The following is a 16,106-nucleotide window of genomic DNA, read 5'->3' as shown; positions in this document are numbered from 1 at the left end:
ATCGAAGGGCCGTCGAATGACCGCCACCTCCCTGACCAGCACCCAGGGCGCCGGCCGTGCCGGTGACAAAGTCTTCTCCACCGCCGCGCTGGCCGCCGGCTGCTTCATCCTTGCCGTGCTGTTCGGCGTCGCGCTGTTCCTGGTAGTGCAGGCCATCCCGGCACTGACGGCTCCCGCCGCGGAAATCCAGGGTGGCGAAGGGTTCTTCGCCTACATCTGGCCCATCGTGGTGGGAACGCTCATCGCCGCCGTCATAGCCCTGGTCATCGCCACGCCGATCTCCATTGGCGTTGCCCTGTTCATTTCGCACTTCGCGCCGCGCCGCCTCGCGTCCGGCCTGGGCTACGTGGTGGACCTTCTCGCCGCCATCCCGTCAGTCGTCTACGGCGCCTGGGGCGCGGCGTTCCTGGCAAAGGAAATCTCACCGGCTTACAACTGGCTGGCGGCGAACATGGGCTGGCTGCCCATCTTCCAGGGACCGGCCTCCGCCACCGGCAAGACCATCCTCACCGCCGGCATTGTCCTCGCGGTCATGGTGCTGCCCATCATCACCTCGCTGTCCCGCGAAATCTTCCTGCAGACCCCCAAACTGCACGAGGAAGCCGCGCTGGCGCTCGGCGCCACCCGCTGGGAAATGATCAAAATGTCCGTATTCCCCTTCGCCCGTCCGGGCATCATCAGCGCCGTCATGCTGGGCCTCGGACGCGCACTCGGCGAGACCATGGCAGTGGCCTTGGTGCTCTCCTCCGGCGCCCTGACCGCCAGCCTGATCCAATCCGGCAACCAGACCATCGCCGCGGAGATCGCCCTGAACTTCCCCGAGGCAAGCGGCCTCAAGGTCAGCACGCTGATCGCCGCCGGCCTGGTCCTGTTCATCATCACCCTGGCCGTGAACATGATCGCCCGCTGGATCATCAGCCGGCACAAAGAATTCTCGGGAGCCAACTAAATGACCTCCACGCTTACCCCGGTGCGCAGCAAGCGCTCGGCACTCACCAAGGGCCAACTGCCCAAGTACGCCCCCTACGTGGTCCTGGCCGGCGCGCTCATCATCGGTGCGGCCATCCTGGCCCTGCTGGGCTTCAATGCCTTCGGCTGGGGCATCGTTTCGGCGTTGCTGTTCGCCGTCGGGCTGGTGTCCTGGAGCGCCGCGGTGGAGGGATCCCGCAAAGCCAAGGACAAGCTGGCCACCTGCCTGGTGGTCGGGTCCTTCCTGGTGGCCCTGCTTCCGCTGGTTTCGGTGATCTGGACCGTTTTGGTGAACGGCGTACCCGGACTGCTGACCCCCGGCTTCCTCAGCACGTCCATGAACGGCGTCACCGGCGTCTACGACAACCGGGCCGTGGAGGAAGGCGCGCCTGTCCTGGGCGGTATTTACCACGCCCTCCTGGGGACTATCCAGATCACCCTGCTGGCAACGCTCATCTCCGTTCCGGTCGGCCTGCTCACCGCCATCTACCTGGTGGAGTACGGCAACGACGGCCGCCTGGCCCGTGCCATCACCTTCTTCGTGGATGTCATGACCGGCATCCCGTCCATCGTGGCCGGCCTTTTTGCCGCGGCCTTCTTCTTTGCCGTGGTGGGACCGGGCACCAAGACAGGTGCCGTGGCCGCCGTCGCGCTTTCCGTCCTGATGATTCCTGTCGTGGTGCGCTCCAGTGAGGAAATGTTGAAGATCGTTCCCAACGAACTCCGCGAAGCGGCCTACGCCCTGGGCGTGCGCAAGTGGCGCACCATCCTCAAGGTGGTCATCCCGACGGCGATCTCCGGCATTGCATCCGGCGTCACCCTGGCCATCGCCCGGGTCATCGGCGAGACGGCCCCCATCCTGGTCACCGCCGGCTTCGCCACCAGCATCAACTCGAACGTCTTCGGCGGCTGGATGGCTTCGCTGCCGACGTTCATCTACACACAGATCCTGAACCCCACCTCGCCGGCCAACCCGGATCCGTCCTCCCAGCGCGCCTGGGGCGCAGCCTTGGTGCTGATCATCCTGGTGATGATCCTCAACCTGGCCGCACGGCTCATCGCACGCTTCTTCGCGCCCAAGACCGGCCGCTGACGCACGCTTCCCGGCGCTGTCCCTACCGCCCTGCCGGGCGGAAACCTAGACTCAATACATACCCAGCAAGTGAAGGAACACCATGTCTAAGCGCATCGACGTCAAGGACCTGAACGTGTACTACGGCGACTTCCTCGCCGTGGAGGACGTCACCATCAACATCGAGGCCAAGTCCGTCACCGCTTTTATCGGCCCGTCCGGTTGCGGCAAGTCCACCTTCCTGCGGACCCTGAACCGCATGCACGAGGTCCTTCCCGGCGCCCGCGTTGAAGGCGAGGTCCTGCTCGACGGCGACAACCTGTACGGCCCCGGTGTTGACCCGGTCACCGTCCGTTCGCAGATCGGCATGGTGTTCCAGCGCCCCAACCCGTTCCCCACCATGTCCATCCGGGACAACGTGCTGGCCGGCGTCAAACTGAACAACAAGAAGATCTCCAAGGGTGAGGCCGACGTCCTGGTGGAACGTTCCCTGAAGGGCGCCAACCTGTGGAACGAGGTCAAGGACCGCCTCGAAAAGCCCGGCTCCGGCCTGTCCGGCGGCCAGCAGCAGCGTCTCTGCATCGCCCGTGCCATCGCCGTGGAGCCGCAGGTGATCCTCATGGACGAGCCGTGCTCCGCCCTGGACCCCATCTCCACCCTGGCCATTGAGGACCTCATCAACGAGCTCAAGGACCAGTACACCGTTGTGATCGTGACCCACAACATGCAGCAGGCAGCACGTGTTTCGGACAGGACGGCGTTCTTCAACATCGCCGGCACCGGCAAGCCCGGCAAGCTGATTGAGTATGGTGACACGCACACCATCTTCAGCAACCCCGTCCAGAAGGCTACTGAAGACTACGTCTCCGGCCGCTTCGGATAAGCCCCAGCTACTGCTGCGCACGCCGGCGGCGTCATCCACCGGGTCTTCAACCCTGAAGCTAGCCAGCACCGAAAGTATTTAGTACGCTGAACTAGATACTTTTCGAGCTAGTAATAAGACGCCTAGGAATTTGCCTTGACACAGATCGCCAGCAATCCCCGGAGCCATCAGCTTTACGGCTCAGCCCACGCTCCGGCCTTCAACTCCCAGCCCGTAGACCCCTTCGCCCTTGGTTTTCCCATGCTGCAGGACGTGGCCGCCGAGCCTTTTGCAGCGGCGGGGCAGGCCGTCCCGGGCTCCGGAGACAGTGAAGACGGTGATCTGCTGGCGGCCGTCTGGCGGACCAGCTCTCATCTCGAAAGCATGCACTGGGAGCTCGATGCGGCGCAAGGAGCCCTGATGCAGGCACTGCGGCAGGCCGCGGGCGCCGGTGTGGGGCAGGACCAGCTGTGCAAGGCGGCGAACCTGACAACCGAGGAGCTGGCGGAGGTCCTCGAGGAACTGCCGCCTGCCTTTCCGGCAGCGCTATAGCGCATGCGGCGGAAGTCCCGGGGCTATTCCGGAACTTCCAGCTGGAAGCCGCAGCGGCAGCGCAGGACCCGGGTGGGCAGGCATACGGCGCTGAGGCCGCTTCCGCTGTTGCTGCTGCGGTAGCAAAGCCGTTCAATTTCGAACTCGGCCTCTTCCATGGGGAAGCCGCAATGGATGTAGTCGTCGCCGAACATGATCACCTGCGCCATCCATCGCACCTGATGCAGGGCAGCGGCTACGTCGGACGCATAGGCGAGGTGCTCCTGGAACAGGCTGCAGTCGTTGCAGGTGTAGGAGACCGTGACGAGGTCGCCGCCCCCGGCCCCGAGGGCCGTGATGGCGTGGATGGTGAGCTGGTGTTCGGTTCCGCAGGTCTCGCATCGGAGCTGCCGCGGCTGGGGCGCAGGGCGGCGCGAATCCGGGATGGACATGGTGCCTGCTCTTTTCCGCAATGTGCATCCAAGCCGCCGATTGGCTGCAGCGGCGAACGCCCGCGGGGCCTGCACACGGCGGCGGGCGGCTGTCCCCGGCATTGCCAAGGGACGTACTTTTGAATCTACGTCACCCGCGGCGGGCTGTACAGGGCTGCAAGGAACCGCCCGGGACGGCTGGCCGCCGCTCAGCCGACAAGCGGCGACATGGCCAGTGCCAGCACGAACGCAGTGGCGGCCGTGGCGGCGGGGGTCAGGGCCCAGAGCCCCAGGATCCGGATGACCAGTTTCCGGTTGGTCACCGAAAAGTGTTGGTTCTCGCCCGCGCCCAGAACCGCCGAAGTGACGGTGTGGGTGGTGGACAGCGGCCAATGCAGGGCGATGGCGCCCACGAACAGCATGATCGAACTCCAGATCTGGGCTGTTGAACCCCGCAGCGGATCAACGCGCGTGACCTTGTAGCCGATGGTGTGCGAGATCCGCCACCCGCCGCCCAAGGTCCCGGCCGTAATCATCACCGCGGAGACCAGTGCCACCCACAGGGGGATGGTCCCGCCGTCGGTATAGCCGGCGGCCAGCAGGGCAAGCAGCAGCACCGCGCTGACCCGCTGGCCGTCCTGCAGGCCGTGGCCGAATGCCACAGCCCCCGCAGCGATGGCCTGGCTGCGGCGGAACCGCTGGTTCACCACATTGGGCTGGGTGTACCGCGCCGCCCAGGTGGCCGGAAAAACCATCAGGAACGCCCCGCTGTAGGCCACCAGCGGGGACAGGACCAGGGGGAGGACCACCTGGAACAGCAGCGACTGGTCCACGCCGCCCACGCCTGCCCCGCCCACGGCGAGGCTGGCCAGGCCGGCACCCGCAAGGCCGCCCACCAGGGCATGGGTGGAGGAAGCGGGAATGCCACGCCACCACATCAGCAGCCCCCAGACGGAAGCGCTGATTAGCCCGGCAACCAGGATGCTCAGGCCATCCGTTCCCGGCGGCAGCGTGATCCAGTGCTGGCTCACCGCGACAGCCAGGGTGGCGCTCAGCAGGGCGCCAATGAAGTTGAAGAAGGCGGCCAGCAGTACTGCCACACTGGGGGTCAGCGCCCGGGTGCGCGTAGCCAGTGCCACGGCATTCGAGACATCCCGGAAGCCGTTGAGGAAGGCAAACCCGGCGGTCAGCAGGACCACCACGCCGAAGATGGCCGCCACCACCTCAGGATTCCTTGACGATGATGCTGCCCACTTGCGTGGCGATCCGCCGCATATCCTTGGTGACCTCCACCAGTTGGTTGGCCACGTCCCGGTTGCGGGAGTACTGCGCCCATTTCATGTCGGTGATCATGTCCGCCACCCATAGGCGGTGGGTCCTTTCGGCCCGCTTCGCCAGGCGGAGGATCTCGATCCAGTAGTCCTCGAGGTCGTCCAGGTTGTCCAGCCGGCGCATGGCATCCACGGTCAGCTCGGCCTGCCTGCTGATGATCTCCAGCTGGTCCGCTGCGCGCCGGGGCAGCCGGTCAAGCTTGTACAGGGCCACCAGTTCCGCGGCGGCGTCCATCTTTTCCATCGCTTCATTGAGGTAGCGGGAGAGTGCGTACATGTCCTCGCGGGGGAGGGGGTTCACGAAGCTGGTACGCATGTGGGTCAGGAGGGCGAACTGCAGTTCGGAGCATTTGGCCTCGTGGTTGTGCATGTCCTCGACCAGCTTGGAATGATCGGCTGCGGGAACGCCGAGGATCTCGGCCAGCGTGCCCCCGGCCAGCACAATCTGCTGCGCCATCTGCGAGAGAAGGTTCAGCCCGGCGGGCTCCTGGGGAAAAAGGCGCAGCTTCACGTGGTTCCGTCTCCGGGGAAAGTACAGGGCGGGGATTGCTGCCGTGTGACTTGACCCCGGCAGGCAACTGACGCTAACTCTACCGGGCCGTAACTGCACCCTTGAAATGGGAAAACAGGAAAAGGGCAGAAAAATGGTGCCGAACCGGATACGCCTCTCGGCGGTAGGCCGCTCTAGGCGGCTGAGTTTTGAAGCCCGGGGGTTTCGCGGTCCGACACCAGTTTCAGTGTTCTACGATGCCGCTCCCAAGTCAATCTTGACAGTTAGGTCGTGATGGGCCCACGGGCCCAAATGGCAGGCCCGTGGGCCCGCAGGGTGCGACATGACGGAATCAGTCCAGCTCGCCCAGCCGCCACGCGTTGGCGGCGTGCTCCAGGTCCTCCGCGGTCTTGACCAGCTGGTGCGAATTGCGGGTCAGCTTGCTGGCGTGGGCCTCGTTGGCGTGCTCGGCGCCGTCGGCGATGGTCGCCTGGCCCAGTGCCACTACGCGGCAGAAGGCGGCGGAACGTTCCAGTGCGACGTCGAACTCGCCGTCGAACGCTCCGGAGAGGATGGCGTCGGCCATGGCGGTCATCTCGTCCGCGCCGGGAGGCTCGGCTGCTCCGGCCACCACGTTGGAGACCTGCGCCGTGTCCCTGCCCGCCCGGAAGTACACGGAAATGCGCTCGGGGTCCTGGACCGTAGCCGCCCGCAGCGCGTACAAGCGCCAAAGCGCGCCGGGAAGTGAACGTGCCGGGCTTTCGGCCCACATCTCTGCAATGGCCTCCAGGCCCTGTTCATCGGCGAGCTTGACCAGGCGCTGGGTGACTACGGGGTCGTCGCTGTCCCGGCCGTGGCGGACCAGCGCCTGGGCGGCAAGGTGTGCGGCCTCTGAAACCCGGGCGGGATCGGCACCGCCGGCGAAGGGCTCAAAGTCGATGGGAGCGAAGGGTTTGGGCTTGTGGTGCCGGTGCGCGCCACCGTAGGGACTTGATCCTGCTTGCTCACTCATGCCCCCACGCTACTCCTGTGCCGTGCCGGATACGAGCGTCCCCGCCCCTTCCGGAAAAAGCCGGGCGGCGGTCCCCGGCAGGCGTGCGAAGGCGCCGGAACCATGCGTTAGAGTATTAACGTCCAGAAATGGATTGGGCCGGGCGGTACAACACAAACGTGTTGAACCGGCCGGCAGGGGCCTTTAGCTCAGTTGGTAGAGCATCGGACTTTTAATCCGTGGGTCGTGGGTTCGAGCCCCACAGGGCCCACCCGCACGGCAGGCCGGAGGCAATTCGTCTCCGGCCTGCTGTTTTTGTAATCCAGGCCCTTTCCTGCCCGCCAACCCTGAGTTTTTGTCCAGATATGGCGACTTCAGCGGGGCGAAAGTCGCCGTATCTGGACAAAAAATCCAGGCGCGGGCAGGGACAATAGGCTCATGGCAAAAAGCAGCAAGGGCAGGATGCCGCGTCTGGAAGATGTGGCGGACGTGGCGGGTGTCTCCCACCAGACAGTTTCGCGCGTGGTCAACAACCACCCCAACGTCAGCAAGGCCACACGCGAAAAGGTGGAGGCGGCCATCGCGGAACTGGGCTACCGGCGGAATACTGCGGCCCGGAGCCTGGTGACCCGGCGCTCGCAGACCATCGGGGTCCTGGCCAACGAGCTGTCCCAGTACGGTCCGGCCAATACCCTCCTCGGCGTGGAGCACGCCGCGCGCGACGCCGGCTACTTTGTCAGCATAGCCGCGCTGCGCGAGATCAGCCGGGAGGCGATCGCGGACGCCATCAGCCACTTCATGGACCAGGCAGTGGACGGGATCGCAGTGCTGGTCCCGCACTCGGACACATTGAAGGCCCTCGATGAGATGACCCTTTCCGTGCCCGTGGTGGCCGTCGGATCCCTCGGCAACAGCAACGTCAGCGGTGCCATGGTGGACCAGCGGCGGGGCGCCCAGCTCGCCGTCGAACACCTCATCGGGCAGGGGCACCGGCAGATCGGCCACCTATCCGGGCCGCCGGACTGGACGGACGGCGCCGAACGGGCCGAGGGCTGGCGCGACGCGCTCCGCACCGCCGGCCTGCCTGACGCGCTCCTGGTGGAAGGCGACTGGAGCGCGGGCAGCGGCTATCAGATCGGCCGGAAACTGGCGGAAACGCGCAGCGCCACGGCAATCTTCGTGGGCAACGACCAGATGGCCCTGGGCCTGCTGCGGGCGTTCGCAGAGGCGGGCGTCCGCGTGCCCGACGACGTCTCCGTGGTGGGTTTCGACGACCAGCCGGAATCGGGGTACTTCACCCCGCCCCTCACTACCGTGCGGCAGGACTTCGAGGAGCTGGGCCGGCGCTGCATGGACATCATGCTGAAAGAAATCGAGGCGGGGGCGCCCGTCAGCTCCACCATCGTCACCCCGGAGCTGGTGCTGCGGGCCAGCACGGCGCCGCCGGCAGCGGCGGGGTAAAGACGGCGCACCCCGTCCGAAAAATTTGCCCGAAGATTTTTCCATGAATGTGCATCCAACTCCCGGCCTGCACCAGTAGTAGGGGTGTAAGCAAAAAACGCCCGCAAAGGCGGGCCGATGAAGGAGAAGGACATGCGCAACAGGATCTTCACAGCAGGTGCCGGTGCAGCGGCAATTGCGGCAGCAATCGCTCTCGCCGGCCCCGCCCAGGCAGCCGAAGGGGACGCCCAGCTCTCCGTGCTGCACGGCGTTCCCGGACTCACCGTAGACGTCTGGGTCAACGGCGAACGGACCCTGGATGATTTCACCCCCGGCACCCTGGCCGGACCCCTGGCACTTCCGGCCGGCGCCTACGAGCTCGCCATCACTGCCTCGGATGCCGCCGATGCCAGCGCAGCAGTGATCGGGCCCGTCAGCGTCGACCTGGCGGCCAATGGCAACTACACCGCCGTGGCCAACCTCGACGCCGGCGGCAACCCCACCGCCAACCTCTACACAAACGACGTTTCGCAGATCGCGGCAGGCAAGGGCAAACTCACCGTCCGGCACGCAGCGGCAGCACCCGCCGTCGACGTCCTCGCCGGCGGCACCGCGGTCATCTCCAACCTGGCCAACCCGAACGAGCAGACCCTGACCCTCGACCCCGGCACCATCCCGGCAGCCGTCGCGGCCGCCGGCACCACAACCCCGGTCATCGGACCTGCGGACGTCACCGTCGCAGAGGGCACGCACACCATCGTTTACGCATGGGGCAGCCTGGCCAACAACAACCTGCAGCTGGCCGTCCAGACCATTGAAGGCATGCACTCCTCGCCGGGTTCGGTCCCGGGTGCACTTGACGGCTCCGCCAATGCTGCTTCAGCAGCACCGGCAGAACCTGCCGCACTCGCCCTGGGCTTCGGCGCAGCAGCCCTGGCCCTTGTGTTCGCCGGCATGGGCGCGGCCCGGGCCATCGGGGCAGCCCGCGCACAGCGGTAACCAGGAGCAACAACCAGTCACACAACATTGCAGCAGGAAGCAGGCCGCCCGGTTCCAGCCGGGCGGCCGGCGCCTGATTCAACAGCGGCAATCCTTCGGCGGCCGCGGGAAGGCTGAGAAATGAACAGCACCACGACGACGGCAGGGGAGTCCCGCCGTCGTTCTTCCGGTTTTGCCGGCGCTGCCTTCCTCGCGGGGGTTTTGCTTCTCCCGGCCTGCGCGCCGGCGGGGCAGGCGCAGGATCCGGCGCCGGCCGCTGCCAGCCAGGCAGCCGCGCCGGCAGCAGCCACCACCCCGCCGGTTACCGCCGCGGCCGATCCCACTGACACCCCGGCTTCCCCCTCACCTCAGGCTCCTGCAGTGGACGTCCCGGTCCGTGCGGCCACCTTGGGGCCAGCCGCCCCGGCGCAGCCGGCCCCCACGTCACTCACCGTTGCCGGGACCGCCATCAACATGCCCGTGATTCCGGGAGGTGTGTCAGCCGAGGGGGCCATGGAAATCCCGGACGCCTTCGACAAGGCCGCCTGGTACCGGTTCGGCCCGGCACCGGGGGCCGCTGAGGGAACCGCCGTCATAGCGGGGCACATCGACACCACCTCGGACAGCGCACCGTTTTCGCAGCTGAAATCCGTGCCGGCGGGAACGGCCATCCAGGTGGGGCGGGAGGGCGCTCCGGCGCTGACCTACCGGGTGGTTCGGGTGGAACTGATGGCCAAGGACAAATTCGACGGTGAAACCCTCTTCCGCAGGTCCGGACCACATGAGCTCAAGGTTGTCACCTGCGGCGGGAGATGGCTGGACGAGCGGATGGACTATAGCGACAATGTGATTGTCACCGCGGTCCTTGAATGAGCGGTGATCCAGCCGTGATTCTCGCCACCGCAGCCGGGAAGGAGTCCACTGTGGCACTTCCTGGGCAGGCCACCGACCGGTGGGAAGACGGGTTGACCGCGTCCTTCCTGGCCGGTGATGAGCAGGCGCTGGCCACGGCCTACCGCGAGTTCGCCCCGCTGGTGCACACCCTGGCCCTGCGCTCGCTGGGTGACCGTGCAGCGGCGGACGACGTCACCCAGGAAGTCTTCATCAGGGTGTGGCGGTCCCGGAGTACGTTCAACCCGCACACCGCCAGGCTTCCGGCCTGGATTGTTGGCATTACCCGGAACGCCATTGCCGACGCCCGGTCCGCGTCCGCGCGCGAAGCCCGAAAGGCAGTGGCGGCAGCGGGTGCCGGGATGGCCGACGAACCGGGGTCCGGTACCGAGGCGGCGGAGGTCCTGGCGGAGCGGCTGCTGCTGGACGGGGAACTGGCACGGCTGGGCGAACCCCAGGGCTCCATCATGAAGCTCGCCTTCTACGAAGACCTGACGCACGAGCAGATTTCGCGGAAACTTGACCTTCCGCTTGGTACGGTCAAGAGCCACATCCGCCGCAGCCTGACGCATTTGAGGAAAAGATTGGAGGTAGACCATGCCGCATCTTGATCCGGAAGAGTTGAGCCTCCTTGCCCTGTATGACGACTGGGACGACGCCGGCAGCCGGGAGCACCTGGAGGTGTGCCCGGCCTGCGCCTCCGAGTTTGCCGCGCTGCGCCGAGCCGTGGAGGCAGTGAAAACGACGCCGGACAGCAGCCGGCTCTCTGTTCCCGGGCCCCAGGTGTGGGACGGCATCCACCGGGAACTCGGGCTGTCGGCGTCAGTGCGGGAGGATCCGCTGGCCTCCGCCGGGCACCAGGGCCGCGTCCCGCCGTCGGACATTGCGCCGTCGTCGGTCGTTGCCCCGCCGGCGGACATATCGGAAGCCCGGGCCGCCAGGAAAGGCCGTGCGTGGTGGCAGCGCAGCGGAACCTGGTTGGTGGCTGCGGCCGCTGCAGTGGTGGTGGCCCTCGGCGGGATCTGGGCACTCAACCGGCCGCCCCAGCCACTGGCGCTGGCCGAGGCCCAGCTGACCCCGCTGGCATCGTTCTCGGCAACGGGCTCGGCCCGGGTGGTGGAGACGCAGGACGGTGCCCGCACCCTGGAAGTCGAGCTCAGCAAGGACGAGGCGCAGGGCTACCAGGAGGTGTGGCTGATCGCGCCCGACCTGTCGAAGCTGGTCAGCCTGGGCGTGATGAACGCGGACACCGGGACGTTCCAGGTGCCGGCGGGGCTGGAGCTTTCCGAGTACCCCATTGTTGATGTCTCGGACGAACCGGTGGACGGGAATCCCGCACACTCAAGCGTCAGCATCGTCCGGGGCACACTCACTTCCTGACGCCCGTTTTGTCTCCTGCTGCCGGTTCCTGCCTGCGCCACTGTTTGATTCTTTCCCACTGGGTCACTGCAAGCGCAGTCAGCAGTGCGGCCGCGGCGTGCAGGTACAGCAGCAGGTGCAGGTCCTGGGCGGCGGCCTGGCCTGGCTCCTCCTCCGCCTCCGGGGACGGCGCATTCCCATGGCCGTGCCCGGGCAGGGCGAAACCGCTGGCGAAGGAGAGCGCGCTGAAGGCAAGGTGCAGGAGTTGCTGCGCCAGCCCGGCAGAAACAAGGACCGCCCAGGGCGGAAGGCGCCGCCGCCCCGCCATGGCCGCTGCCATCCCAAGCAAGGCTGCCAACGCCACGACGATGAGGAGGGCGGGGGAGCGGCCTCCGCCGAGCACATGTGCGGTCCAGCCCAGGCCCGTGGCGAGGGGGCCGGCCAGCCAGGCCAGGGAGCGGCTGCCGGCGGACGGCGGTGGCTCGGCGTCGGTCATGGGCTCTCCCCGTTGATGGAAGTTTCGGTCCCTGCTTCCCTTACCCATTGGCGCCGCCCTGACGCACTTTTCAAGAAGCCGGTTCCCCTGCCCTTCCTTCGTTGGAGCTTTTGGGCAGATATGGCGACTTCAGCACCCTGGATGTCTCCATATCTGGACAAAAACTCCAAGTGGGGGAGGGGGAGCAGGGGAAGGCTTGTTGACTTCACTCTTGTTAGCGCTCACAATTGACACCAGGCCGCAGTGCTGCGGCAGCTATCTGGAGGATTTTCAATGGACGCATTTGACGGCTCGGACGTCTTTGTTATCGGCGTGGATTACGGAACGCTGTCCGGCCGTGCCGTTGTGGTGCGGGTCCGGGACGGCAAGGAGCTCGGCAGCGGGGTGTATGACTACCCGCATGCCGTGGTCACCCATGCCCTGCCCGCGGACACAGCGGGCGACGGCGCCGCACGGCTTCCCGGCGAATGGGCCCTGCAGGTGCCCAACGACTACCGGGACGTCCTGCGGAACGCCGTTCCTGCGGCCATCGCTGACGCGGGGATCGACCCCGCCGCCGTCGTAGGCATCGCCACGGACTTCACCGCGTGCACCATGGTGCCGGTCAAGGCTGACGGAACGCCGCTGAATGAGGTGCCCGGGTTTGCGAACCGCCCGCACGCCTATGTGAAGCTGTGGCGCCACCATGCCGCGCAGCCGCAGGCGGACCGGATCAACCGGCTCGCCGCCGAGCGCGGCGAGGACTGGCTGCCCCGCTACGGTGGACTGATCTCCTCGGAGTGGGAATTCGCCAAGGGCCTGCAGCTGCTGGAGGAGGACCCGGAAGCGTACGCGGCGATGGACCACTGGGTGGAAGCGGCCGACTGGATCGTCTGGCAACTCAGCGGCACCTATGTCCGGAACGCCTGCACCGCCGGCTACAAGGGAATCTACCAGGACGGACGGTACCCGTCAGAGGACTTCCTGGCCGCGCTGAACCCGCAGTTCAAGGACTTCGTCAGCAGCAAACTGGAACACGCCATCGGCCGCCTTGGTGACGCCGCCGGGTACCTCACTGCCGAAGCAGCCGCCTGGACCGGTTTGCCGGAGGGCATCGCCGTGGCGGTAGGCAACGTGGACGCGCACGTCACCGCTCCCGCCGCTCGGGCGGTGGACCCGGGCCAGCTGGTGGCCATTATGGGCACGTCCACCTGCCACGTCATGAGCGGCACCGAACTCCGGGAAGTACCGGGAATGTGCGGTGTGGTGGACGGCGGCATTGTGGACGGGCTGTGGGGCTACGAGGCCGGCCAGTCCGGCGTCGGCGATATCTTCGGCTGGTTCACCAAGTACGGCGTTCCGCCCGAGTACCATGAGGCTGCCGATGCCGCGGGAATGGGAATCCACGAATACCTCACTGAACTGGCCTCGTCGCAGGCCATCGGTGAACACGGGCTGATCGCGCTCGACTGGCACTCCGGCAACCGGTCGGTGCTGGTGGACCACGAGCTCTCGGGCATCGTGGTGGGCCAGACCCTCGCCACTAAACCCGAGGACACCTACCGGGCGCTGCTCGAGGCCACCGCGTTCGGCACCCGCACCATCGTTGATGCCTTCCGGGAGGCCGGCGTCCCGGTCAAGGAATTCATTGTGGCCGGCGGGCTGCTCAAGAACCGGCTCCTCATGCAGATCTACGCCGACGCCACAGGGCTGCAGCTCTCCACCATCGGTTCCGCCCAGGGGCCGGCGCTGGGCTCCGCCATCCACGCCGCCGTGGCCGCCGGGAAGTATGCGGACATCCGGGAGGCCGCCGCCGCCATGGGCGCGGAACCCGGTGAGGTGTACACGCCCATTCCGGAGAACGTGGCAGCCTACGAGGAACTCTTCCAGGAGTACAAGGCGCTGCACGATTACTTCGGGCGGGGCGGCAACGACGTGATGCACCGGCTCAAGGCCATCCAGCGAAGGGCCTCCGGCTCACTCCTGGCTTCCGGCCCGGCCGCCGTGGAGGTGCCGGCATGAGCAGCCCGATCCTCGAGGCAATCGGCCGTATCCGGGAGGAAGTCTGCGCCCTGCACGCCGAGCTGACCCGCTATGAACTGGTGGTGTGGACGGCCGGCAATGTCTCCGCCCGGGTGCCCGGTCACGAGCTGATGGTAATCAAGCCCTCCGGTGTGTCCTACCAGGACCTGACCCCGGAGCAGATGGTGGTCACCGATCTCTACGGGGTGCCCGTGGCGGGGAACGACGACGGCGAGTGGGGCAACCCGCCGTTGTCGCCGTCGTCGGACACGGCAGCGCACGCCTACGTGTACCGGCATATGCCCGAGGTGGGCGGGGTGGTGCACACCCATTCCACCTACGCCACCGCCTGGGCAGCCCGCGGGGAGGCAATCCCCTGCGTGCTCACCATGATGAGCGACGAATTCGGCGGCGAAATTCCCGTGGGGCCGTTCGCGCTGATCGGTGACGACTCGATTGGCCACGGCATCGTGGAGACGCTCAAGAACTCGAACTCGCCAGCGGTGCTGATGCAGAACCATGGACCGTTCACCATCGGCAAGGACGCCCGCTCCGCGGTGAAGGCAGCGGTGATGTGTGAGGAAGTGGCCCGGACGGTGCACATCTCCCGGCAACTGGGCGAACCGAAGCCCATCGACCAGGGCCACATCGATTCGCTCTACGCCCGCTACCAGAACGTCTACGGCCAATAACCATCAGGCCCCTTTTCAGGCTTACATCCCAGGAGAACCCATGAGCACCGCAGCATCCACTTCCCTTGACGGTTATGAGGTCTGGTTCCTCACCGGCAGCCAGCACCTCTACGGCGAGGATGTCCTGAAGCAGGTGGCAGCCCAGTCGCAGGAAATCGCCAACAAGCTCAACGCCAGCTCCGACGTCCCGGTCCGGCTGGTCTGGAAGCCGGTCCTGACCGATTCGGACGCAATCCGCCGCACGGCGCTGGAAGCAAACTCGGACGATTCCGTCATCGGCGTCACCGCCTGGATGCACACATTCAGCCCGGCAAAGATGTGGATCCAGGGCCTGGACCTGCTCCGCAAGCCACTGCTGCACCTGCACACGCAGGCCAACCGGGACCTGCCCTGGGCAGACATCGACTTCGACTTCATGAACCTGAACCAGGCCGCCCACGGCGACCGCGAATTCGGGTACATCCAGTCCCGCCTCGGCATCGCACGGAAGACCGTCGTCGGGCATGTGTCCAACCCCGAGGTGGCCCGGCAGGTGGGCTCCTGGCAGCGCGCCGCCGCAGGCTGGGCCGCCGTGCGCACCCTCAAGCTGACCCGCTTTGGCGACAACATGCGCAACGTCGCCGTCACCGAAGGCGACAAGACCGAGGCGGAGCTGCGTTTCGGCGTCGCGGTCAACACTTGGTCCGTGAACGAGCTCGCGGACGCCGTGCACGCGGCCGCGGAGTCCGACGTCGACGCCCTGGTGGCCGAGTACCAGGACCTCTACGACGTTGTTCCGGAGCTCCGCCCAGGCGCAGCCCGGCATGAGTCGCTGCGCTACGGGGCCCGGATCGAGCTGGGCCTGCGGAGCTTCCTGGAGGCCAACGGTTCGGCAGCGTTCACCACGTCCTTCGAGGACCTTGGTGCGCTCCGCCAGCTTCCCGGCCTGGCGGTGCAGCGGCTCATGGCTGCCGGCTACGGCTTCGGTGCCGAAGGCGACTGGAAGACGGCCATCCTGGTCCGCGCCGCCAAGGTGATGGGCGGGGACCTGCCCGGCGGCGCTTCCCTGATGGAGGACTACACCTACCACCTGGAACCGGGCTCGGAGAAGATCCTGGGAGCCCACATGCTCGAGGTCTGCCCCTCCCTGACCGCCGGCAAGCCGCGGCTGGAGATCCATCCGCTGGGCATCGGCGGCAAGGAGGACCCGGTCCGGCTGGTGTTCGACGCCGATGCCTCCCCGGGTGTCGTCGTCGCGCTGTCCGACATGCGGGACCGTTTCCGCCTGGTGGCCAACGCCGTCGACGTCGTTCCCCTGGACCAGCCGCTGCCCAACCTGCCGGTCGCACGCGCCCTGTGGCAGCCCAAGCCGGACTTCGCCACCTCCGCCGCCGCCTGGCTGACCGCCGGCGCCGCGCACCACACTGTGCTGTCCACCCAGGTGGGCATGGACGTGTTCGAGGACTTCGCGGAGATTGCCAAAACCGAGCTGCTCACCATCGACGAAGGCACCACCATCCGCCAGTTTAAGAAGGACCTCAACTGGAACGCCGCCTACTACAAGCTGGCTGGCGGCATCTAGCGAACCCTGCG

17 protein-coding genes and 1 tRNA gene are annotated in these 16,106 nt (G+C 66.8%); 13 read left to right on the top strand and 5 right to left on the bottom strand.

What is annotated here, in order from left to right; translation table 11 throughout:
* The first annotated feature begins 16 nt into the window (after positions 1-16).
* The 4 genes from pstC (at position 17) to AC5RUO_RS15630 (ending at position 3,455) form a co-directional block, all read left to right on the top strand.
* A complete protein-coding gene (pstC, locus tag AC5RUO_RS15645; protein WP_494011835.1) occupies positions 17-949 on the top strand; it encodes a phosphate ABC transporter permease subunit PstC in 933 nt (310 codons plus the stop codon).
* The gene (gene pstA, locus AC5RUO_RS15640; RefSeq protein WP_494011834.1) at positions 950-2,062 is read left to right on the top strand and encodes a phosphate ABC transporter permease PstA; all 1,113 of its coding nucleotides are present in this window, start codon (positions 950-952) and stop codon (positions 2,060-2,062) included.
* Between the two features lie 82 nt (positions 2,063-2,144).
* Complete coding sequence (gene pstB, locus AC5RUO_RS15635; protein ID WP_494011833.1) at positions 2,145-2,924, top strand: phosphate ABC transporter ATP-binding protein PstB; 780 nt, start codon at positions 2,145-2,147, stop codon at positions 2,922-2,924.
* 135 nt (positions 2,925-3,059) lie between these two features.
* On the top strand, positions 3,060-3,455 hold the full coding sequence (locus AC5RUO_RS15630) for a hypothetical protein (RefSeq protein ID WP_494103987.1): 396 nt from the start codon (positions 3,060-3,062) through the stop codon (positions 3,453-3,455).
* Positions 3,456-3,478: 23 nt separating this feature from the next.
* Here AC5RUO_RS15630 and AC5RUO_RS15625 read toward each other — a convergent pair whose 3' ends face one another.
* From AC5RUO_RS15625 to AC5RUO_RS15610, 4 genes are all read right to left on the bottom strand, one after another.
* Positions 3,479-3,886: a hypothetical protein gene (locus tag AC5RUO_RS15625; protein WP_494011831.1), complete on the bottom strand. Its 408-nt coding sequence runs from the start codon at positions 3,884-3,886 to the stop codon at positions 3,479-3,481.
* Between the two features lie 188 nt (positions 3,887-4,074).
* Positions 4,075-5,088 carry an inorganic phosphate transporter gene (locus tag AC5RUO_RS15620; RefSeq protein WP_494011830.1) on the bottom strand — a complete coding sequence of 338 codons (1,014 nt, stop codon included), beginning with the start codon at positions 5,086-5,088 and terminating at the stop codon, positions 4,075-4,077.
* A 1-nt stretch (position 5,089) separates the two neighbouring features.
* Positions 5,090-5,707: a DUF47 domain-containing protein gene (locus AC5RUO_RS15615; protein ID WP_494011829.1), complete on the bottom strand. Its 618-nt coding sequence runs from the start codon at positions 5,705-5,707 to the stop codon at positions 5,090-5,092.
* A 331-nt stretch (positions 5,708-6,038) separates the two neighbouring features.
* Positions 6,039-6,698, bottom strand: coding sequence for a hypothetical protein (locus tag AC5RUO_RS15610; RefSeq protein ID WP_494011828.1), 660 nt, complete (start codon positions 6,696-6,698; stop codon positions 6,039-6,041).
* Positions 6,699-6,875: 177 nt separating this feature from the next.
* On the opposite strand from AC5RUO_RS15610, the gene AC5RUO_RS15605 reads away from it, so the two are divergent.
* From AC5RUO_RS15605 to AC5RUO_RS15580, 6 genes are all read left to right on the top strand, one after another.
* Positions 6,876-6,948, top strand: a tRNA-Lys gene (locus AC5RUO_RS15605).
* 167 nt (positions 6,949-7,115) lie between these two features.
* On the top strand, positions 7,116-8,138 hold the full coding sequence (locus AC5RUO_RS15600; protein ID WP_494103986.1) for a LacI family DNA-binding transcriptional regulator: 1,023 nt from the start codon (positions 7,116-7,118) through the stop codon (positions 8,136-8,138).
* Between the two features lie 132 nt (positions 8,139-8,270).
* Entirely contained in the window at positions 8,271-9,116 is an 846-nt protein-coding gene (locus AC5RUO_RS15595; RefSeq protein WP_494011919.1) for a DUF4397 domain-containing protein, read from the top strand.
* Positions 9,117-9,236: 120 nt separating this feature from the next.
* Positions 9,237-9,968: a class F sortase gene (locus AC5RUO_RS15590; RefSeq protein WP_494103985.1), complete on the top strand. Its 732-nt coding sequence runs from the start codon at positions 9,237-9,239 to the stop codon at positions 9,966-9,968.
* Complete coding sequence (locus tag AC5RUO_RS15585) at positions 9,965-10,597, top strand: RNA polymerase sigma factor (protein WP_494103984.1); 633 nt, start codon at positions 9,965-9,967, stop codon at positions 10,595-10,597. Before AC5RUO_RS15590 ends, AC5RUO_RS15585 begins: the two co-directional genes overlap by 4 nt.
* Positions 10,584-11,366: an anti-sigma factor gene (locus tag AC5RUO_RS15580; RefSeq protein ID WP_494103983.1), complete on the top strand. Its 783-nt coding sequence runs from the start codon at positions 10,584-10,586 to the stop codon at positions 11,364-11,366. The genes AC5RUO_RS15585 and AC5RUO_RS15580 overlap by 14 nt, the downstream gene beginning before the upstream one ends.
* On the opposite strand, the gene AC5RUO_RS15575 is transcribed toward AC5RUO_RS15580, so the two are convergent.
* Entirely contained in the window at positions 11,356-11,841 is a 486-nt protein-coding gene (locus AC5RUO_RS15575; RefSeq protein ID WP_494011823.1) for a hypothetical protein, read from the bottom strand. The two genes, AC5RUO_RS15580 and AC5RUO_RS15575, sit on opposite strands and share 11 nt — an antisense overlap.
* A 273-nt stretch (positions 11,842-12,114) precedes the next feature.
* On the opposite strand from AC5RUO_RS15575, the gene araB reads away from it, so the two are divergent.
* The 3 genes from araB to araA are packed head-to-tail and all read left to right on the top strand — an operon-like array spanning position 12,115 to position 16,095.
* Positions 12,115-13,842 carry a ribulokinase gene (gene araB, locus AC5RUO_RS15570; protein ID WP_494011814.1) on the top strand — a complete coding sequence of 576 codons (1,728 nt, stop codon included), beginning with the start codon at positions 12,115-12,117 and terminating at the stop codon, positions 13,840-13,842.
* Entirely contained in the window at positions 13,839-14,534 is a 696-nt protein-coding gene (locus AC5RUO_RS15565) for an L-ribulose-5-phosphate 4-epimerase (protein WP_494011813.1), read from the top strand. Before araB ends, AC5RUO_RS15565 begins: the two co-directional genes overlap by 4 nt.
* A gap of 40 nt (positions 14,535-14,574) precedes the next feature.
* Positions 14,575-16,095, top strand: a complete 1,521-nt coding sequence (araA, locus tag AC5RUO_RS15560; RefSeq protein ID WP_494103982.1) for an L-arabinose isomerase — start codon at positions 14,575-14,577, stop codon at positions 16,093-16,095.
* Positions 16,096-16,106 lie beyond the last annotated feature (11 nt).

This window comes from Arthrobacter sp. Y3221087 (genome assembly GCF_059089905.1).
This window is presented reverse-complemented; position numbering and strand designations above follow the sequence as displayed.